This is a genomic window from Pseudomonas sp. BS3782 TE3695 (assembly GCF_050435305.1).
In the GTDB taxonomy this organism is placed as follows: domain Bacteria; phylum Pseudomonadota; class Gammaproteobacteria; order Pseudomonadales; family Pseudomonadaceae; genus Aquipseudomonas.
The window spans coordinates 3570508-3589340 of the sequence record NZ_JBNDKB010000001.1; the positions used below are offsets into that span (position 1 = coordinate 3570508).

Below are 18833 nucleotides of genomic sequence, written 5' to 3' on the forward strand. Positions count from 1 at the left end.
ATCGATTCTCTTATTGTATGACTATATTGTTCGAGCTATGGCGTAACATAAGCGCAATTTCGCCTGTTTGGAAGGGTTGTTGGTTAAATAGTATTACTATATAGTCATTTTCAACGGAGGGATGGCCCTGGCAGTTTTCTGCGAGAGGCGTCCCCCGAGGTTCTATAACAACAACAATCGGAGACCGAACTCATGAGCCAGGAACTGCGGCTTATCCGTCGCATCACGCTGAAACTGATTCCCTTCCTGATCCTGCTGTACCTGATCGCCTATGTGGATCGCTCCGCGGTAGGTTTCGCCAAGCTGCACATGGGCGCCGACATCGGCCTGGGTGACGCGGCTTACGGCTTGGGTGCCGGGTTGTTCTTCATTGGCTACTTCCTGCTGGAAATCCCCAGCAACCTGATGCTCGACCGCTTCGGCGCCCGGCGCTGGTTCGCGCGGATCATGGTCACCTGGGGCGCTATCACCATCGGCATGGCGTTCGTCCAGGGACCGAACAGCTTCTACGTGATGCGTTTTCTGCTCGGCGCGGCCGAAGCGGGATTCTTCCCGGGCGTTCTGTACTACATCACCCAATGGTTCCCGATTCGCCATCGCGGCAAGATCCTCGGGTTGTTCATCCTTTCCCAACCCATCGCAATGATGATCACCGGCCCGGTGTCCGGCGGCTTGCTGGGCATGGACGGCATTCTTGGGCTGCACGGTTGGCAGTGGCTGTTTATCGTCATCGGTATGCCCGCAATCTTGCTGACCTGGCCTGTGCTGCGTTACTTGCCGGACGGTCCGCAACAGGTGAAATGGATGGACCAGTCTGAGAAAGACTGGCTGACCGGCGAGCTGAAAAAAGACCTGGAGGTGTACGGTCAGACCCGCCACGGCAATCCGCTGCATGCACTGAAGGACAAACGCGTGTTGCTGCTGGCGCTGTTCTATCTGCCGGTGACGCTGAGCATCTACGGTCTCGGTTTGTGGCTGCCGACGTTAATCAAACAGTTCGGTGGCACTGACCTGGTGACCGGCTTCGTGTCGTCGGTGCCGTACATCTTCGGGATCATCGGTTTGCTGATCATTCCGCGCAGTTCCGATCGCTTGAATGATCGCTACGGCCATCTGGCGGTGTTGTATGTGTTGGGCGCCATCGGCCTGTTCCTCAGCGCCTGGCTGACGGTGCCGGTGCTGCAATTGGCGGCGCTGTGCCTGGTGGCGTTCGCGCTGTTTTCCTGCACGGCGGTGTTCTGGACCTTGCCGGGACGTTTCTTCGCCGGTGCCAGTGCGGCGGCGGGGATCGCGTTGATCAACTCGGTGGGCAACCTCGGTGGCTACATCGGCCCGTTCGTGATCGGTGCGCTGAAGGAATACACCGGCAATCTGGCGTCAGGGTTGTACTTCCTGTCCTGCGTGATGGTGTTCGGCCTGGTCCTGACGGGTGTGGTTTATCGCTTGCTGGAGCGTAAGCATGTGCTGCCGGCCGACCAGTTTGCGGCCAGTGCGCGTGGGGCTACCCGCACCTGAGGTCAACACGATCCAAATGTGGGAGCGGGCTTGCTCGCGAAGGCGGAGTGTCAGTCACCGGTGATGTTGAATGTGACGGCCTCTTCGCGAGCAAGCCCGCTCCCACAGGTTTTTTCGGTGTTTTGAAGAATTGTTTTACAGGAGAAAATCATGCGTTTAGTTCAGTTCGAATCGAGTCACGAACGCCGCGTTGGCGTGGTCGAGGACGGCCTGGTGCGCGAAGTGCAAGGTGCGCGCTCGGTGCGGGATCTGGCGTTGGCGGCGATCGAGGCAGGGATCAATCTTGAGCATCAGGTTCGAACCCTGGGGCTGGGCATCAGCCATGACTATTCAGCGCTGCTCGCCAATCTGCAAATCCTGCCGCCGCTGGATCACCCGGACCCGGCGCACATGTTGGTCAGCGGCACCGGCCTGACCCATCTGGGCAGCGCTTCGGCCCGAGACAAAATGCATCAGCAGGCTGGCGACGAAACCGCCATGACCGACACCATGCGTATCTTCAAGTGGGGCGTGGAGGGCGGTAAACCCGCGACCGGCCAGGCCGGCGTGCAACCGGAGTGGTTCTACAAGGGCGATGGCAGCATCGTTGTGCGTCCGGGCAAGCCGTTCCCGCTGCCGCCGTTTGCCGAAGATGCCGGGGAGGAGCCCGAGCTCAGCGGCCTCTATGTGATCGGCCACGACGGCAAACCCTATCGCCTCGGTTTCGCAGTGGGCAACGAGTTCTCCGATCACGTGATGGAGCGCAAGAATTACCTCTACCTGGCCCATTCGAAACTGCGCAGTTGCAGTTATGGCCCGGAGCTTCGGGTCGGCGAATTGCCCCCGCATCTGGCCGGCACCAGCCGTATCCTGCGCGATGGTGAAGTGCTGTGGCAGAACGAATTCCTCAGTGGCGAAGCGAACATGTGCCACAGCCTGGAAAACCTCGAGTATCACCATTTCAAGTACAACCAGTTCTTGCGCCCTGGCGATGTGCACATTCACTTCTTCGGCACCGCGACCCTGTCTTTCGCTGACGGCATCCGCACCCGGCCGGGTGACGTGTTCGAGATCAGTCAGGCCGAGTTCGGCGCGCCCTTGATCAACGGCATCGAGCCCGTTGAAGCGGCGTTCGAACCCGGCACCGTCGGCACACTTTAAGGAGACACCCATGACCCGGATTCTTGGTCACAACTACATTGGCGGTCAGCGCAGCGCTACCGGCACCGTCAAGCTGCAGAGCGTCGACGCCAACACTGGCGAGGCTTTGCCTCACGATTTTTATCAGGCCACCCTTGAAGAAGTCGACGCCGCCGCGAAGGCTGCCGCCGCTGCTTACCCGGCCTATCGCAGCCTGAGCGCCGAGCGACGTGCGCAATTTCTCGATGCGATTGCCGATGAGCTGGACGCGTTGGGCGATGACTTTATCGCCGTGGTTTGTAGCGAAACCGCGCTGCCGGCCGGTCGTATTCAAGGTGAGCGCGGGCGCACCAGCGGCCAGATGCGCCTGTTCGCCAAGGTACTGCGGCGCGGTGATTTTTATGGGGCGCGGATTGATCGGGCGCTGCCTGAGCGCACACCATTGCCACGTCCGGATTTGCGTCAGTACCGCATCGGCCTCGGGCCGGTCGCGGTGTTTGGTGCGAGCAACTTTCCGCTGGCGTTTTCCACGGCAGGCGGCGACACCGCTTCGGCATTGGCCGCTGGTTGTCCGGTAGTGTTCAAGGCGCACAGCGGCCACATGGCAACTGCTGAGTGGGTGGCCGATGCCGTGATCCGCGCTGCCGAGAACACGTCGATGCCTGCCGGTGTGTTCAACATGATCTACGGCGGCGGAGTGGGTGAAGCGCTGGTCAAGCACCCGGCCATTCAGGCCGTCGGTTTTACCGGTTCGCTCAAAGGTGGCCGTGCGCTGTGCGACATGGCCGCAGCCCGTGCGCAGCCAATTCCGGTGTTCGCCGAGATGTCGAGCATCAACCCGGTGATCGTGCTGCCTCAAGCGCTGGAAGCTCGTGCTGAAAGCGTCGCCCGAGACCTCACGGCGTCGGTGGTACAGGGTTGTGGGCAATTCTGTACCAACCCGGGGTTGGTGATCGGCATTCGTTCGCCGCAGTTCAGTGCGTTCGTGCAGCAGGTGGCGGGGCTGATGGGCGATCAACCGGCGCAAACCATGCTCAATGCCGGCACCTTGAGCAGCTATGGCAAGGGCCTGCAGAAGCTTCTTGCACATCCGAAAATCGAGCATTTGGCCGGCAACCCGCAGCAAGGCAATCAAGCGCAACCGCAACTGTTCAAGGCCGATGTCAGCCTGTTGCTCGATAGCGATGAAGTGCTGCAAGAGGAAGTGTTCGGCCCGACCACGGTGTTCGTCGAAGTGGCGGATCAGGTGCAACTCAGTGCCGCGTTGAACGGTCTGCATGGGCAACTGACGGCAACGATCATCGGTGAGCCGGCGGACTTCGAACAATTCGGCGAACTGACGCCATTGCTGGAACAGAAGGTCGGACGGATTCTGCTTAACGGCTATCCGACCGGCGTGGAAGTCTGCGACTCGATGGTTCATGGCGGGCCGTATCCGGCGACTTCCGATGCCCGAGGCACCTCGGTGGGCACCCTGGCCATCGACCGTTTCCTGCGCCCGGTGTGCTTCCAGAACTACCCCGACAGCCTGCTGCCGGAAGCACTGAAGAATGGCAATCCGCTGCGCATCCAGCGCCTGGTCGACGGCAAGCCATCGCGCGAAGCTCTCTAACGGTTGTACGCAGTCCCTGTGGGAGCGGGCTTGCTCGCGAAAGCAATTTGACAGTCACTGCGATGTTGGATGTGCCGCCGCCTTCGCGAGCAAGCCCGCTCCCACATTTTGTTTGGTGTCGTGTGTGAGTGTTGTGAGTGACACTGGCCCGCTTTCACTTTGCGCTATCATTGCCTCTTTCCCATTCAAAGATTGACTGCCATGACTGCCGTAACCAACACCTTGCTCAGCGCCCTCGAAGTCTGCGACATGCTTGAAATCGACGGGCTGCACGCGTTCGACTTTTCCCTCGATGAAGACGATAACCTGCACATCGAATGCATGGACGGTCGGGCGCTCAAGCGCTGGGAGTTCAACATGGCGCAGATCGCCGCGGCAACGTTCGATCCCGACTTGAAGAGCTGGATCATCACCGGCGATTCCGGCGAACACCGGTTGGTGCCCATGGAAGCATTCGGCGGTGGTGATGACGAGGACGAAACGAATGAAGATGCGTAACTTCTGGCCACTGTTGATGGCCGGCAGCGTCGGCGCGATGGGCGTGCAAGCGGCCCCGGTCGACAGTTACGAATTGCTGGTAGGCTCCTACACCGCCGGCCAGAGCCAGGGGATTTATCGTCTGAGTTTCGACAGCCGTACCGGGCAGATCGACGCCAAACCCCTGCAGGTGGTGAAGAGCGCCAACCCGTCCTGGCTCGCCGTATCCAAGGATCAACAGCGCCTGTTCGCGGTCAACGAAAACGGCCCGGGGCAGGCCGATCCGGTCGGGCGTGTCAGCAGTTACGCAATCGATCCGAACACCAATGAATTGAGCCTGATCAGTCAGGTGCAAACCCTGGGAAATGAGCCGACGCACTCGAGCGTTAGCGGCGATGCCAGTCACGTGTTTGTCAGCAATTACTCGGTGGCTGAAGACCCGGGCGGCACTTTGGCAGTGTTACCGGTGGGCACCGACGGCAAGCTGAAACCCGTGGTGCAGATGAGCAGTCATCCGTCCAGCCGGGTCAATCCTGAGCGGCAGAAGTCGGCACACGTGCATTCGGTGGTTTCTTCGCCCGATGGCCACTACGTGTTTTCCAACGATTTGGGTGCGGACAAGATTTTCGTCTATCGCTTCGATCCCAAGGCCAATCCTGAACGGCCGTTGACCGCCGCCAAGCCTGCGTCCGTCCAGTTGCCACCTGGCAGCGGGCCGCGACACTTGCTGTTCAGTGCTGATGGCAAGCACGCCTGGCTGACCATGGAAATGAGCGCGCAGTTGGCCGTGTTCGATTACCGCGACGGCACGCTTGAGCAAACGCAGTTGGTGGATCTGGCGGCGGGTCTGCCCACATCGGGCAAGGCAGCGGCTGCGCTTCACGCCTCGGCCGATGGCAGGTTCCTTTATGTCAGCAACCGTGGCACCACCAATCAGTTGTTGGTGTTCGCCATCGACCCGGCGACCGGGCAGCTCAAGGAGCTTCAGCGCCGCTCCGTGGACGGTGATCACCCGCGCGAGTTCAGCCTCGACCCGAGTGGCAAGTTCGTGCTGATTGCCAACCAGAAGAGCAACCAGATTGTCGTCGTCGAGCGCGATGCCAAGACCGGTCTGTTGGGTAAAACCGTGCAGAAACTGCCGATGGATGCCCCCAGCGATCTCAAGTTCCTGGCGCGTCAATAGACCGCAGGCCCCGGTTGATGGGGCCTGCAACCTTCTATTAATGAGGTTGATATCGGCTAATGTTGCAAAGCATTTCAAGGCGCCAACCCTCGGGAGTTAAGTTTGCTTCACGGCCCAAGCGGGCAAGCAAGCCAACTGAATCGAGGACTACCGCTATGAACTTCAATCTCTTCTCTGTCATCGCCGCTTCCGCTATTTCCGCCACTGTTGCATTGCCCGCCAATGCCAACGTTGAAATCAGCGACAAAAAATCCCACACCCAAAGCTACACCCCGAAATATCTGCAACAGAGCGCCAATTTCTACGCCGCGCTGGATCACAAAATCCAACATTGAAACCTAAGCCCTGCCATCTTTTATGCAGGAGCGAAGTCACTTGCCGATCGTGCTACAAGCTCGAAGAGCATCGAAGTGATGTCGCTCCTGCATAACGCGTTTACGACAGCATCATATTGCTATCAATGTATTGCTTGATATCACATGGCCATGAGTTTAAATTTGACGCTGATTTTTTGACTCCTTCCCTAAAAGGATCGACAGCATGGCGATGCGTCTGGCAGTGGTTCTCCTGTTTCTCTATTCCACCCCGATTCTGTCGGCTGCCCAGCCCGTTCCCAACGAGCCTGAAGCGGCCCGCGAGCGCTTGATAAGTTTTATCGAGGACTGAAACACGCTGGGTTCATGATCAATAAAACTGATAGCTACTATGCATAAAGCTCGCTAGTTATCTTCTGTTTTTTGATCGATTCTGTGGGCACTGAAACATGCCCACGGAGAACACCATGGCCAGCGCAATCATTACTTCTGCCAAATACGGCGCCTACCTGGCCATCGGCTTTTACGTGGCCATGGTGTTGGTCGTCAGCCTTTCGGCTCAATCGCAGCAAAGCGTTCAAGCACCGATTCAGGTCGCCTATCCCGCCATTCAATTCGAACACCGCGCGCCAAGCGTAATGGTCGATCACGCCGACGTGGCGGGAGTGGTGGGGGCATGAAAGGACGCAAGCTCTGGGTCATCGCCTTCCTGGCGTTCATGACCAATGGCGCTTCTTTACTTGGGATCGGGCAGGGTTCGGCGGGGTCGGTGGCGCGGGCTATCGAATGCAACCACAACATCGCCCACAACATTCAGACTGCCAAGGCTCTGGAGCTGTTGGTGGGCAATCCGCCGATCAAACCCAATGGCGAATTCTTCGGGCCATTCCAGGTGGATTGCTCGGTGTTGGGAATGTGCGCGGTATTCACATGAATCCCCCCGTAGGAGCTGCCGAAGGCTGCGATCTTTTGACCTTAAAAATCAAAATCAAAAGATCGCAGCCTTCGGCAGCTCCTACGGGGACCGAGTTTTCGCCATGACTGATGTGAACAGATCTGAGTCGATGAAGCGCTGCAGCCATGCCTGCAATCGCACATAAGGCGTCTGCCCGAACCACTCGCGATCCACGTGGGCGAACTGCCGCACGAACGGCATCAGGGCGATATCCGCCAGGCTCGGGTGATCGGCCAACAAGTAGTCGCGCCCCTCCAGCAATTCATCCAGCTTGCCCAAGAACACCTCGCCTTCGGCGCGATAAACAGCCATCGGCTGCTCGGGATAATGCTCGGCGTATTTGTAGCGATTCAGGTGCACCTTGAACACTTGATCGTTCTCTTCGATCAACGCGGCGCTGCGTTGCTGTGCTTGCGGATCATCCTTGAGCAACCAGTCTTGCGGATCGTTTTGCGCCAGCGCCCAGCGCATGATGTCCAGGCTTTCATCGATCACCCGCCCATCCACACTCAGCACCGGTACCGTGCCTTTGCTCGACAGCGCGAGCATTTCGGCTGGTTTGGCCTTGAGGCTGACCTCGACGATCTGCACCGCAACCCCCGAATAGCGCAGGGCCATGCGTGCGCGCATGGCGTAGGGGCAGCGGCGGAACGAATACAGCGTATTCATTTCACCTCCAGCGTACTCAGGCCGTTGCCTTGGCGGTGGACCTGAATTTGCACCGGAATCCGTTCATGCATTTCCTGCACGTGGGAAATCACCGCGACCTTGCGTCCTTGCGCCTGCAAACCGTCGAGAGCGTCCATGGCCAGTTGCAGGGATTCCGGATCGAGACTGCCGAAGCCTTCGTCGATGAACAGCGATTCGATTTTCAGCGTGCTCGACGCCATCGACGCCAAACCGAGCGCCAGGGCCAGCGACACCAGGAATGTCTCGCCGCCGGACAGCGAATGCACCGAGCGCAGTTCGTCGCCCATCTCGGTGTCCATCACTAATAACCCGAGCATGCTGCCGCCACGTTTCAGGCGATAGCGCCGCACCAGTTGCCGCAACTGGACGTTGGCGTGATGCACCAGCAAATCGAGGTTGTAGGCCTGGGCGATCTTGCGGAAGGTGTCGCCGGTAGCGGAACCGATCAGCGCATTCAAACGCGCCCAACGCTGATACTCGGCGTAGGCGTCGGCAATCTGCTGCGCCAGCGCCTGGTTGGCATTCTGTCGACGCTGATCCTCGGCCTGTTCGGCGCGCAATTCGGCGCATCGGTGCTCGCTGGCGGCGAACAGGTTTTGCAGCTCGGCGAGCGCCGTGGCCAGTTGTTCGGCGTCCAGATTGCCGTTGTGCTGCGCCTGATGATCGAGCAGGCGCTTATCCCGTTCCTGCAGCAGCACTTTGGCTTGTTCGATGGCTTTTTCGCTCTGCTGCAATCGTTGACGCAGTTCGCTGACCTGTTGGTCGTCGACGCTCAACAGCTCTTCAAGGCCGCCGTCGTCGAGCTCTGTATGCTGCGCACGCCAGTCAGCGATCTTGGCGCTCAGCTCGCGGTCTTCGGTTTCCAGGGCCTGCGAACGTTCCTGCTGCGCTTTGAGTTCAGCGGCCAGTTGCACCAGCCGCGTGCGCACGGTTTGCAGTTCCTGATTGGCCGTCGCTTCGGCAGTGCGCGCCTGCTCGACGGCCTGATCCAGTTGCTGCTGCCACTGTTCGGCGCTGGCATGTTCGCCCAGCAGTTGCGTCAGTTTTTCCTGGCAAGCGTGTTGCTGCCCGGTCAGTGCCGTGAACTGCTGCCGGGCAGTTTCCAATTGCTGGACGCGGGTCTGCTGTTGGTACTGTTCTTTTTTCCAGCGTCTGCTGGCGCTGTTGCTGTTCGCCGAGTTCTTCGCGCTGCTGGTCGAGTTGTTGCAGGCGCTGGGCGATCTGCCGGTCGAGCTGCATGAAGGTCGCGGCGGGTTCGTTGCGCAAGGCCTCCAGTGTGTCGGCCGGGAGCAGGGTGCTGAACGCCTTCAGTTCTTCGTCCAGACGATGGCGATCGCTGCTCAGTTCACGTTGTTGGTTGATCAGGTGCTGTGTGGCTTGCTGACTCGCCGTTTCGGCGCTACGCAGTTGCTGTGCAAGGCGCGCGGCATCCTGTTGCAGGGTGAGCAGGGCGGTTTGCCGTTGTTCGTCCTGCATGATGCTCTGGTTCAACTGGCTGCTTTGTTGGGTTAGCCAGGCATCACGTTTGCTGGCGTCCTGGGCCAACAGTTGCGCGGACAACGGGTGCGCCTCCAGGTTTGGCGTCAGGCCTTGTTGCTGAGTCGCGAGTTGTTCTTGCTGTTGCAGCAATTCCTTTTGCTGAGCAATCAAACCGCCGACTTCGGCACGCAGATCGGTGAGTTTTTCCTTGAGCAGATCCACCGCTTTCTGAGCGTTGGCCTGTTCGCTTTCATCATGGCGGCCGAGGCTTTGCAGCAAGGCTTCGGGCTGATGATAAGGATGGTCCGGGCTGCCACAAACCGGGCACGGCTGATCGTCCTGCAACTGCGCGCGCAGTTCTTCGACGCTGGCACTGCGCGCCAGACGCTGACGTTCCAGCAGTTCGCGGGTAACGGTCAGGGTCTGTTCGGCGACACTCAGTTCGGCCTTGGCCTTCACGCCGTCCTGGGTCAGACGATCGCGGTCTTGCTGAGCGGCGAGTTGCCGCTGCTGAAGCTCGGCGCCACGTTTGTCCAGTTCCTGCTGGCTGGCCCAAAGCCGCGTCAGCTCTTCAAAGGCCCGCAGTTGCTTGCGGTTGTCCTGCAGCAAACCGCCGAGGATCTGAATCTGCTCGGCCACCGCTTCAGGCTCGGCGCCGGCTTCCTTGTACAGCACCTCAAGGCTCTGGCGTTGTGTGGCCAGCTCTTCGGCGGCACGAGCGGCGCTTTGCTCGAGGGCGGCCAGTTCGGCCTGGCCCTTGTTCAGGCGATTGCCGATCAGCATCAGTTGTTGCAGGCGATCGCGGTAGGCGTTCCAGGCATCGCTCAATGGCGCCAGGTGGGTGCTCTGCTCAAGCTCCCCAGCAATCCGTTGCAACCGTTCGGCAACCTGTTTCTGCTGGTCGAGCAAACCCTGAATCGTGCCCTGAACCTGAGTGCAGGCTTGTTCGGCCTGCTGCTTGAGGTCGGCACTGAGGCTGGCGTCCTTGACCAGGCGGGCGAGGGTGCTTTGCTCTTCGAAGGCCTGACGCAGCAGGGGGGCGCTGGAGGTGTGTTGGCTTTGCGCTTGGATCAGCGCCGTTTGCGCAGCGCTCAGGCTCTGTTCGAGTTGAGTCTGTCGCTCGGTCAGCTCGCTTTGCTGTTGCGTGTGTTGCTGAATCTGCGCTGCCAACGGAGTGAGCTGGGCGGTCAGTTCGGTCTTGCGCGCGAACTGATGCCGTTGCGGGGCCAATTGCTCCAGGCGAGTCAGCTTCAAGCGCTCGCCGGCCAGGCTGTTCCAGTGTTGCTGGGCAGATTGCAGTTGCTCGGTGGCGCTCTGTTGCGAGTCTTGCAACTGGCGCAGGTCCTTGAGCCAGGTGTGTTGCAACTCCAACTGTTTGAGCTGCGCCTGTTGGGTCTTGAGTTGCTGCTGAGCGTCGTTGAAGCGCTCATCGAGTTCGGCCCGGGCTTCTGGCGACAGCGGCGTGACCCCGGTGGCCTGATCCTGCAGCAACTTATGAGCTTCGCGAGCCTCTTTGGTCTTGTCGAAAGCGCGGCGACCGAGACGGGTGTAGAGCGCGGTGTCGGTGAGCTTTTCCAGCAATTCGCTGCGGTCGTTGTCGTCAGCCTTGAGGAAGGCGCTGAACTCGCTCTGAGCCAGCATTACAGCGCGGGTGAACTGTTCGAAGTTCAGGCCCAGCGCGGCTTCGAGCTGTGCTTTGTATTCGCCTTTCTGGCTGGCCAGTAGTTGATCCTGATCGATGTCACGCAGGCTCTGGCGACTGGCTTGCAGTTTGCCGCCGGCCTTTTCCCGGGCGCGATTGGCCTCCCAGCGAGCGCGATAGCGGCGACCGTCGATGCCGACGAAATCCACTTCTGCATAGCCTTCGCCGGTGCCGCGACGCAGCAGGGTGCGCGGGTCGCCGGTGCCGATTTCGCCATTGGCATCCGGGACCTTGGCGTCGCGGCCGGTGTTGTTCAGGCGTGGCACGGCGCCAAACAGCGCCAGGCACAGGGCGTCGAGCAGCGTGCTTTTGCCCGCACCGGTCGGCCCGGTAATCGCGAACAGGCCGGCGCTGGCCAAGGGCTCGGCGGTGAAGTCGATTTCAAACGGCCCGGCCAGGGAGGCAAGGTTTTTCAGGCGGATCGCGAGGATCTTCATGGCTGTTCGCTCTCCATCTGCACGTCTTGCAACAGCTCGGCGAAGTCCTTGAGCGTTTGCTCGTCGACCTCGCTGCCGTAGTTGTCCTGCCAGGCGCGGCTGAACAGTTCCTGGGGCGAAAGCTGATCCAGTTCGATCAAGGTTGTGCCGTCATCGACACCATCGCGGCTGCCGTTGCCGGCGTATTCGGCGGCAATCCGCACCAGCCGCACGGCTTTGCCTTGCAGGGCGGTTTCCACTTGATGGCGCAGGTCCGGTTGCGGTTCGTCGAGACGGACCCGCACTTCCAGCCACGGCTGACGCTGGATATCGGCGAGCAGGTCGATGTTGGGCAGGTCGGCCAGTTGCAACAGGATTTCCGCCAACGGCGCGCAGCCGAGGCGTTGCAAGTGGACAGAGCGCGGAATCAGGCGCGGTTCGACGCTGACCAATGTTTCGCCATCGAGCTGAATGTCGAGGATCTGATGCTGGTAATTGATCTCGGAGAACGACAACGGAATCGGTGAGCCGCAGTAGCGGATGCGCTCTTCACCGTTGACCTTCTGCGGCTTGTGCAAATGCCCGAGGGCGACGTAACTGATGCTCGGCCCGAACAGACTGGCAGGCAAGGCTTCAGCATTGCCAATGATCAAACTGCGTTCGGAGTCTTCCGAGACCGAGCCACCGGCCATGTGCGCGTGGCTGATGGCGATCAGCGCCTGGCCCGGCTTGCGCTTGGCATTGGCCGCTTCAATCAGCCATTCATGAACCTGGCCGATGCCGCGCAAGTAGTTATCACCCAGATGCGCGCCGGTCACTTCGGCGGGGCGCAAGAACGGCAGCGCCAGGCACCAGGCGGCAATTTCGCCGCTGGCATCAGGCAACGGCAACAACAGGCGCTCGGCATCCAGTTGACCGTCATCGAGCCACAGCACGCGACCGAGGGCGTGAGTGCGCAAGCGCCGCATCAACGGCGCGGGCAGTTCGATGCGCGAGCCGGAGTCGTGGTTGCCGGCGATCATCACGATGGTCAGCAACGGCTGCTGTTCGTGGGCGCTGACGATGAAGTCGTAGAGGCGTTCCTGGGCTTTGACCGGCGGGTTGACCGTGTCAAAGATATCGCCGGCGATCAGCAGCACATCGGGCTGATCCAGCTTCAGCTGACGCAGCAGCCAGTCAAGAAAACAGGCGTGCTCGAAATCGCGCTCCTGGCCGTGCAGGTTCTGCCCAAGGTGCCAGTCGGAGGTATGAAACAGACGCAAGGCGTACTCCGCAACAAAATAAGGTGATGGCCGCGAGGAAAATGATGGCGGCTAAAGAGGGGAGAGTTTACTGGCAAAAGGTCGGGAATGCAGAAGGGCAGAAAAGATCGCAGCCTTCGGCAGCTCCTACATTGGTCGTATTCGCCGCGATTTTTGCGGATGAACACGCACCCGTAGGAGCTGCCGAAGGCTGCGATCTTTTGATTCTATTTCGGATACAGCGGCGGCAACCCGGTATCGCCAACCAGATCCTGAACCCCTTCGGCCGTCGGGATCGCCCGAATCGCGCGCCACAGATCTTCGCCCTGCCAGTACTGGCCGGTTTCGCTGTACAGCGCGCCGTTCAGGCCATCCAGGGCGTCGGACAAGGGTACAAAACGCGCTGCCATGTCGGCCAGGGTTTCCGGTTGTTGTCGGGCCCAGGCGTCGAGGGCCTGACGGGTGGCGTGGGAGTCGTTGGCCTGGCAGGCGCGTTTGAGGTCGTCGAGCAGGGTGCGTGGGCTCGGGCCGGTTTGCGCGGCACGCTGGATTGCCGGTTGCGAGCGGGCGCGCCACCAGAGGCCGAAGCCCAGCAGGGTGGTGCAGGCCAGGATCACGGTGCTGAGTTTCCACCAGAGGGCTTCGTTGTTGGCACCGGACATCACCTGCGGGCTGCCCGCCGGAGTATCGACGATCAGGCTTGGATTGCTCGCCACTTGCAGCGTACGGGCCGGCAGGCTGCTGTGTTCCAGGTGATCCTCGAAGGTGTTCCACCAGACCACTTCAACGCTGGGCACGTCAATGTTGCCGGTGCGGGTCGGCACCAGGGCTTCACGGTCCTCGCGACTGCCGATCAAGCCACGCTCGCTGCTCTGGTTGCCCAGCACCGGTTGATCCGGATAGCGCCGCAGGCCGTTGATTTCGGTGGCGGGCAGCGGTGGCAGTTGCGAACTGGCGAGGCCTTCGGCGTTCAGGGTCAGGCTGCGGGTCAGCGATTCACCGACCTGCAAATGATCCGGTTCCGGGCTCCAGCTTTCGCTCAGGCTCAGGCTACGGGCCGGCAGCCAGGGAACATCGGCCGGATACGTGCCGGGTTTGGCCTTGACCGTCAATGGGATTTCGGCGGATTTGACGCGCATCAGCTTACCCGGCCTCGGCCCTTGAGGTGTTGCGTCCTGGGACGGCAAGATATCGACCAGTGTGGCGCTGAACATCTGCGCTGGAATGGTCAATTCACCGCTGTGCTGCGGGTAGATTGCGTAGCGCATCTCGATCACGCCATGGCGCAGGCCGTTGATGACTTTCTCGTAGGTGCGCGAGTCGCCCAGCTGTTCGATGCGCGCATCGGGAATCTGCAACGGGGTCAGGCTGCTGTCGTCGTACAGCGACACCGAATGGTAGATGCGCAAGGTCAGGATCGCCTGAGCCTGCACATAGACGCTGTTCTGGTCGAGGCTGGCCTCGATGAACACCGGCGCCAGTGCATTGCTGCTGTCCTGGGTTTCGCTCTCGATCACTTGCACGGTAATCGGCTGGCTCTGGATGTCGCCCAGTTGCAGCGATGGAATCACCACGCTACCGTTTTGCCGGGGCAGCAGGGTGATGATCCAGCGGGTGGTTGCCTGAGTGTCGCCGTTGAGGGTGTTCAATTGGTTGACCTGGCGGGTGCCACGCACTTCGAACAGCGGCTCCAGCGGGGTCAGGTCGGGTTTACCGAACTGGGTCACGTCGCTGGTTTCCAGGGTCAGCTCGATTGTCTCGCCGGAATTCAGGCGGCTGCGATCGACGCTGGCGACCAACCCCACAGCCAGGGCCTGAGCGGTGCTGAGCAACAGGGCGGGCAACAGTGCGAGCAATAAGGCGGTGAAGCGGGTCATCGAGTTTTTTCCTGATCCTGATGTTGTTGCTGTTCGTACCAGAATTTGCGTCTGAGCAATTCGCCGGGGTCATCCGGGATTTTGCGCAGCCATTGCTCCAGCGCCTGGAGCTGCTCGCTTTCAATCATGTCGCTGGCCGGGCGTCGCGGTGGCGTGGTGCTTTGCTCATCGCCCAACTCGCTGCCCGGGACTTCATTGGCGCCCGGTTGCGGTGGCGTCGTGGGCGGCTGCCCGGTGTCCGGCGTGGTTTGCTCGGTGTCGGATTTCGGCTCGCCATTGCTGGATTGGGTGGCGCTGCCGGGTGGCGGTTCCTGGGTGATGCTTTCGGTTTTGCCATCGGCGGTTTTGTCCGGCTCGACGGGCGGCGCTGCGGTTTTCTGCTTGAGCAGGCTTTCCACCAGTGCCTTGTTGGTCAGGGCCGGGCGCAGATCCGGTTGACGTTCCAGCGCTTGGTCGTAAGCATCCAGCGCCGCTTCCAGCTCACCGCTTTTGGCCAGGGCGTTACCCCGATTGTAGTGGGCGTGGGCGTCATTGCCTTGGGCAAACCGCTGGGCGGCGCCACTGTAGTCACCGGCCTGATAGAGCGCAACGCCTTGCCACTGCGGATCTTCGAAATGCTGGGCGGCCTCGGCCGGGCGCTTTTGTTTGAGCAAATGCAAGCCTTGCTGATCGGGACGCAGCCACAAGTCCTCGAAATCGAAGGCGTAGCTCGGTTGCGGCAACATGAACAACAGCGGCAGGCAGAACAGCCAGCCCCGGCGCCCGGCACAGGCGGCCAGTAATAACAGTGGCAGCAACAGCCAATAGCCCTGATCGGCCCAAGTGTCGAGGCGCAATGTCTGGCCGTCGTTGCGCAGATCCCGTGGGCCGTCGAGCAGGCCAAGGCCGCGCAGGTCGGCATCGTCCAGACGCGCCTGGCGATAGCGTCCGCCCAGGCCGTTGGCGAAGGCTTTCAGGCTGGGGCCGTCCAGGCGCGGCACCAGAATTGCGCCCACGTCATCCTTGAGGAAACTGCCGTCATCTTGCGCGACCGGCGCCCCTTCGGCGGTGCCAATACCGAGCATCAGAAATTGGGTGGATCTGTCGTCCAGCGCCTGACGAATCCCTTGGCGCTCCTGCTCCGTCAGCGACGAACCGATCAGCAGGATCCGGCCTTGGCCGAGGGCGCCCTGATCCAGCAGCGCAAGGGCCTTGGCCACCGCCAGATCGGCACGATGACCGGCCAGGGGCATCAGCGACGGCTTGAGTGCATCCACCAGATTGCGGCTGGTCGACAGGTCATCCGACAGCGGCACCAAGGTGTGGGCGCTGCCGGCATAGACAATGATTGCGGTCTGCGCGTCGCTGCGGTTTTGCAGCAGGTCGAACAGTTTGCGCCGGGCATGTTCCAGCCTGTTCGGCGCACTGTCGGTGGCGAGCATTTCCGGGGGTCAGCTCAAGCAGCACCACCAGCGGGTCGGCGGGTTTTTGACTGGTTTGTTCGACACGCTGCCAGCTCGGCCCGAGCAGGGCCAGAACGGTCAGCACCCAGGCCAGGCCCAGGGCGACCCACGGCAGTTTGCTTTCGCGACCGCTGCCACCGCTGAGCAACGCGGCATGGAAGGCTGGCGGCAGAATCATTTGCCAGCGCCCGGCGCGTTTCTGTCGATGCCAGAGTTGCCAGAGCAACCAACCCAGCAGCGGCAGCAACAGCAGCCACAAGGGGCGGAACCAGTGCGGCCAGAGCGCAATCATCGGCGCCTCCGCAGACGCAGGCGTTTAAGCCGCTGCCGCCAGTCGGGCAGTTGGGTTTGCAGAAACCGTTCTTTGTTAAACAGCTTCTTGGTAAACAGCCGTTGCAACGGATTGTCCGGCCAGCGCTCGCGGATCACCAGCAGCATGCTCAACAGCAGAGCCATTGCCAGAGGCCAGTGATACAACGCCTGGGCGGGGCGGGCCTGAGTGGGTTGTTGAGTCACCGGTTCCAGTTGATCGAGGGTGCGCTTGATCGCCTGTAATTCCTCGCTGTCGTGGGCGCGGAAGTACTGGCCGCCAGTGGCTTGGGCGATGGCTTTCAGGGTCGGTTCGTCGAGGTCCAGGCTCGGGTTGAGCCCAAGGAAGCCCAGGGTGCCGCTTTGTTCCGGATCGGCGCCGATACCGATCGGGTAGATCTTCACCCCTTCGTTGGCCGCCAGTCGGGCGGCGGTCAGCGGGTCGATCTCGCCGCCATTGTTGGCGCCATCGGTGACCAGAATCAGCACGCGGCTTTGTGCCGGGCGTTGGCGCAAGCGTTTGAGGGCCAGGCCGATGGCGTCGCCGATGGCGGTGTTCTTGCCGGCGATGCCGATCCGCGCTTCGTCGAGCCACACGCGCACGGTGTGCCGGTCAAAGGTCAGCGGCGCTTGCAGATACGCCTGGCTGCCGAACAGGATCAAGCCGACCCGGTCGCCGTCGCGGCTTTCAAGAAAATCACCGAGTAAATGTTTCACCAATGTCAGTCGGCTGACGTCTTCGTTCTGCCACTGCATGTCGGGGAAGTCCATCGAGCCGGATACGTCCACCGCCACCAGCAAGTCGCGGCCGCTGGCGGCAATTGGCAGGGGCTCGCCGAGCCATTGCGGGCGTGCGGCAGCGATCAGCAATAACAGCCATAGCAGAATGAAGGGGGCTTGCTGGCGCCATGCCGGCAGATTCGCCCGGGCGCGGCGGCGAGCGAGGCCTTCCAGTTCGCTGAGGAAGCTGACCTTGAGCGCCGGTTCGCCACTGTCGGCCACCGGCAGCAGCACCCGCATCAGCCAGGGCAGTGGCAGCAGGGCGAAGATCCACGGCCAGGCGAACTCAAACATGTTTGCGAATCCAGGTGTCGACAGCTTGGGTCAGGCCTGCGATGGCCTTGTCGTCGAGTTTGCATTCGGGTTTGTAGGCGCCTTCCACCAGCACCATCCAGCGCGTCAGGCCGGCGGCGGGGCAGCGGTTATCAAGGAATGCCAGCCACTTGCGCCCGTTAAGGGTGTGACTCTGGCTGTAGGGATAATGGTTGCGGCACAGGCGTTTGAGCAAGCCATTGAGTTGCTGCAGCCAGGCGCCGGCCGGGGCGCCATCGTAGGGTTTGGGCATCAGGGCGAGTTCGGCCAGGGCCGCGAGACGCACCGGGTCCAGCGGTTGTTCGGCGCGGACGACAGGACGTTTGTTCACAATGAAACGGTGCACCTGCCACAGGCCAAAACCGATCAATGGCAGCAATAACAGCAGCAGCCACCAGCCCGGTGCCGGCGGCCAGAAGCCAATCGGTGGCGGGGCAATCAGTGGTTGCAGTTGATCGAGGCTGCTCATCGACTTTTTCCCGGACGCTGCGGGTTCAGGTATTCGCGCAGTTGCTCGACCATTTCGCTCTGGGTGCTCAAAGGCATCAGCAATACCCGCAGTTTCTGCGCCAGCAACTCCCAACGGGCGATACGCGCTTCCGCTTGTGCGCGATAGGCCTGGCGCAAATCGAAATTCAATGTGTCGAGCTCCAGTTGCGCTCCCCGTTCCGCAAAGCGTAAAAGGCCGGCAGCGGGCAGGGCGTGATCCAGCGGATCGGACACGGGCAGCAGCAACAGGTCGCAATGGCGGGATAACAGGCTCAATTGTTGCTCGGCGCTGTCGGACAAGGCGCGTTCATCGCAGATCACGATCACCAGGCTGCCGGGGCGCAATACTTCCCGGGCGCGGCGCAGGGCAATGCCGAAGGCGTCGCGGTCCGGATCACGCTCAGTGTGCAACGACTGATTGACCCGCACCAGTCGGTTGAGCAATTGCAGCAGGCTCTGTTTGCTGCGTCGCGGTTTGATCTCGTAGTGCTCGTCATCGCCGAACACCAGCCCGCCGACCCGGTCGTTATGGCCCAGCGCGGCCCAGCCAATCAGGCTCGCCGCCTGGGCCGCAAGTACCGATTTGAACATCAGTCCGGAGCCGAAAAACAGCCGGCGGCTCTGTTCGACCATGATGAAAATCGGTCGCTCGCGTTCTTCATGGAACAGCTTGGTGTGGGGCTCCTGGGTCCGGGCGGTGACGCGCCAGTCGATGCTCCGCACGTCATCGCCGGCCTGATACACCCGCACCTGATCGAAGTCCACCCCGCGCCCGCGCAGTTTGGAATGGTGCAGGCCGATCAGCGGGCTGCGCTGGCTCGGCGTGGAAAACAACTGCACTTCGCGCACGCGATGACGCATCTGGATCAGCTCGGAAAGGCTGACACGGATGCCCGGCTCAGGCGGCAGGAGAACGTTCAT

Annotated in this window: 15 protein-coding genes and 2 pseudogenes; 9 read left to right on the top strand and 8 right to left on the bottom strand. The window is 61.2% G+C overall.

Annotated features, from left to right (window positions below; translation table 11 throughout):
* Nucleotides 1-192 precede the first annotated feature (192 nt).
* The 9 genes from ABH909_RS16245 to ABH909_RS16285 all read left to right on the top strand — a co-directional run bounded on the left by ABH909_RS16245 (nt 193) and on the right by ABH909_RS16285 (nt 7154).
* The gene (locus tag ABH909_RS16245; protein WP_429434895.1) at nt 193-1515 is read left to right on the top strand and encodes an MFS transporter; all 1323 of its coding nucleotides are present in this window, start codon (nt 193-195) and stop codon (nt 1513-1515) included.
* 150 nt (nt 1516-1665) lie between these two features.
* Nucleotides 1666-2655: an AraD1 family protein gene (gene araD1 / locus ABH909_RS16250; RefSeq protein WP_429434896.1), complete on the top strand. Its 990-nt coding sequence runs from the start codon at nt 1666-1668 to the stop codon at nt 2653-2655.
* A 10-nt stretch (nt 2656-2665) separates the two neighbouring features.
* Nucleotides 2666-4246, top strand: a complete 1581-nt coding sequence (locus tag ABH909_RS16255) for an aldehyde dehydrogenase (NADP(+)) (protein WP_429434898.1) — start codon at nt 2666-2668, stop codon at nt 4244-4246.
* Between the two features lie 201 nt (nt 4247-4447).
* Nucleotides 4448-4744: a DUF5629 family protein gene (locus ABH909_RS16260; protein ID WP_429434901.1), complete on the top strand. Its 297-nt coding sequence runs from the start codon at nt 4448-4450 to the stop codon at nt 4742-4744.
* Complete coding sequence (locus ABH909_RS16265; protein ID WP_429434902.1) at nt 4731-5906, top strand: lactonase family protein; 1176 nt, start codon at nt 4731-4733, stop codon at nt 5904-5906. Before ABH909_RS16260 ends, ABH909_RS16265 begins: the two co-directional genes overlap by 14 nt.
* Nucleotides 5907-6061: 155 nt before the next feature.
* Complete coding sequence (locus tag ABH909_RS16270; protein ID WP_429434904.1) at nt 6062-6241, top strand: hypothetical protein; 180 nt, start codon at nt 6062-6064, stop codon at nt 6239-6241.
* Between the two features lie 205 nt (nt 6242-6446).
* Nucleotides 6447-6572: a hypothetical protein gene (locus ABH909_RS16275; RefSeq protein ID WP_429434907.1), complete on the top strand. Its 126-nt coding sequence runs from the start codon at nt 6447-6449 to the stop codon at nt 6570-6572.
* A 115-nt stretch (nt 6573-6687) separates the two neighbouring features.
* A complete protein-coding gene (locus tag ABH909_RS16280) occupies nt 6688-6900 on the top strand; it encodes a hypothetical protein (RefSeq protein ID WP_429434909.1) in 213 nt (70 codons plus the stop codon).
* Entirely contained in the window at nt 6897-7154 is a 258-nt protein-coding gene (locus ABH909_RS16285) for a hypothetical protein (protein ID WP_429434911.1), read from the top strand. Before ABH909_RS16280 ends, ABH909_RS16285 begins: the two co-directional genes overlap by 4 nt.
* Nucleotides 7155-7235: 81 nt before the next feature.
* On the opposite strand, the gene ABH909_RS16290 is transcribed toward ABH909_RS16285, so the two are convergent.
* From ABH909_RS16290 to ABH909_RS16325, 8 genes and pseudogenes are all read right to left on the bottom strand, one after another.
* Nucleotides 7236-7844: a glutathione S-transferase gene (locus tag ABH909_RS16290; protein WP_429434913.1), complete on the bottom strand. Its 609-nt coding sequence runs from the start codon at nt 7842-7844 to the stop codon at nt 7236-7238.
* Nucleotides 7841-11483, bottom strand: a pseudogene (locus tag ABH909_RS16295) (AAA family ATPase). The gene ABH909_RS16290 and the pseudogene ABH909_RS16295 overlap by 4 nt, the downstream one beginning before the upstream one ends.
* Nucleotides 11480-12724, bottom strand: coding sequence for an exonuclease SbcCD subunit D C-terminal domain-containing protein (locus ABH909_RS16300; protein WP_429434915.1), 1245 nt, complete (start codon nt 12722-12724; stop codon nt 11480-11482). Before ABH909_RS16300 ends, ABH909_RS16295 begins: the two are co-directional and overlap by 4 nt.
* A 206-nt stretch (nt 12725-12930) precedes the next feature.
* A complete protein-coding gene (locus ABH909_RS16305) occupies nt 12931-14580 on the bottom strand; it encodes a BatD family protein (RefSeq protein ID WP_429434918.1) in 1650 nt (549 codons plus the stop codon).
* Nucleotides 14577-16314, bottom strand: a pseudogene (locus tag ABH909_RS16310) (tetratricopeptide repeat protein). Before ABH909_RS16310 ends, ABH909_RS16305 begins: the two are co-directional and overlap by 4 nt.
* The gene (locus ABH909_RS16315; protein ID WP_429434921.1) at nt 16311-17405 is read right to left on the bottom strand and encodes a vWA domain-containing protein; all 1095 of its coding nucleotides are present in this window, start codon (nt 17403-17405) and stop codon (nt 16311-16313) included. Before ABH909_RS16315 ends, ABH909_RS16310 begins: the two are co-directional and overlap by 4 nt.
* Nucleotides 17398-17892 carry a DUF4381 domain-containing protein gene (locus ABH909_RS16320; protein WP_429434924.1) on the bottom strand — a complete coding sequence of 165 codons (495 nt, stop codon included), beginning with the start codon at nt 17890-17892 and terminating at the stop codon, nt 17398-17400. The genes ABH909_RS16315 and ABH909_RS16320 overlap by 8 nt, the downstream gene beginning before the upstream one ends.
* Complete coding sequence (locus ABH909_RS16325) at nt 17889-18833, bottom strand: DUF58 domain-containing protein (RefSeq protein WP_429434927.1); 945 nt, start codon at nt 18831-18833, stop codon at nt 17889-17891. The genes ABH909_RS16320 and ABH909_RS16325 overlap by 4 nt, the downstream gene beginning before the upstream one ends.

What these genes read in the sequence shown, in the direction of transcription:
- ABH909_RS16245 (WP_429434895.1), top strand. Translation starts at nt 193, where the DNA reads ATGAGCCAGGAACTGCGGCTTATCCGTCGCATCACGCTGAAACTGATT.
- araD1 (WP_429434896.1), top strand. Translation starts at nt 1,666, where the DNA reads ATGCGTTTAGTTCAGTTCGAATCGAGTCACGAACGCCGCGTTGGCGTG.
- ABH909_RS16255 (WP_429434898.1), top strand. Translation starts at nt 2,666, where the DNA reads ATGACCCGGATTCTTGGTCACAACTACATTGGCGGTCAGCGCAGCGCT.
- ABH909_RS16260 (WP_429434901.1), top strand. Translation starts at nt 4,448, where the DNA reads ATGACTGCCGTAACCAACACCTTGCTCAGCGCCCTCGAAGTCTGCGAC.
- ABH909_RS16265 (WP_429434902.1), top strand. Translation starts at nt 4,731, where the DNA reads ATGAAGATGCGTAACTTCTGGCCACTGTTGATGGCCGGCAGCGTCGGC.
- ABH909_RS16270 (WP_429434904.1), top strand. Translation starts at nt 6,062, where the DNA reads ATGAACTTCAATCTCTTCTCTGTCATCGCCGCTTCCGCTATTTCCGCC.
- ABH909_RS16275 (WP_429434907.1), top strand. Translation starts at nt 6,447, where the DNA reads ATGGCGATGCGTCTGGCAGTGGTTCTCCTGTTTCTCTATTCCACCCCG.
- ABH909_RS16280 (WP_429434909.1), top strand. Translation starts at nt 6,688, where the DNA reads ATGGCCAGCGCAATCATTACTTCTGCCAAATACGGCGCCTACCTGGCC.
- ABH909_RS16285 (WP_429434911.1), top strand. Translation starts at nt 6,897, where the DNA reads ATGAAAGGACGCAAGCTCTGGGTCATCGCCTTCCTGGCGTTCATGACC.
- ABH909_RS16290 (WP_429434913.1), bottom strand. Translation starts at nt 7,844, where the DNA reads ATGAATACGCTGTATTCGTTCCGCCGCTGCCCCTACGCCATGCGCGCA.
- ABH909_RS16305 (WP_429434918.1), bottom strand. Translation starts at nt 14,580, where the DNA reads ATGACCCGCTTCACCGCCTTATTGCTCGCACTGTTGCCCGCCCTGTTG.
- ABH909_RS16315 (WP_429434921.1), bottom strand. Translation starts at nt 17,405, where the DNA reads ATGTTTGAGTTCGCCTGGCCGTGGATCTTCGCCCTGCTGCCACTGCCC.
- ABH909_RS16320 (WP_429434924.1), bottom strand. Translation starts at nt 17,892, where the DNA reads ATGAGCAGCCTCGATCAACTGCAACCACTGATTGCCCCGCCACCGATT.
- ABH909_RS16325 (WP_429434927.1), bottom strand. Translation starts at nt 18,833, where the DNA reads ATGAACGTTCTCCTGCCGCCTGAGCCGGGCATCCGTGTCAGCCTTTCC.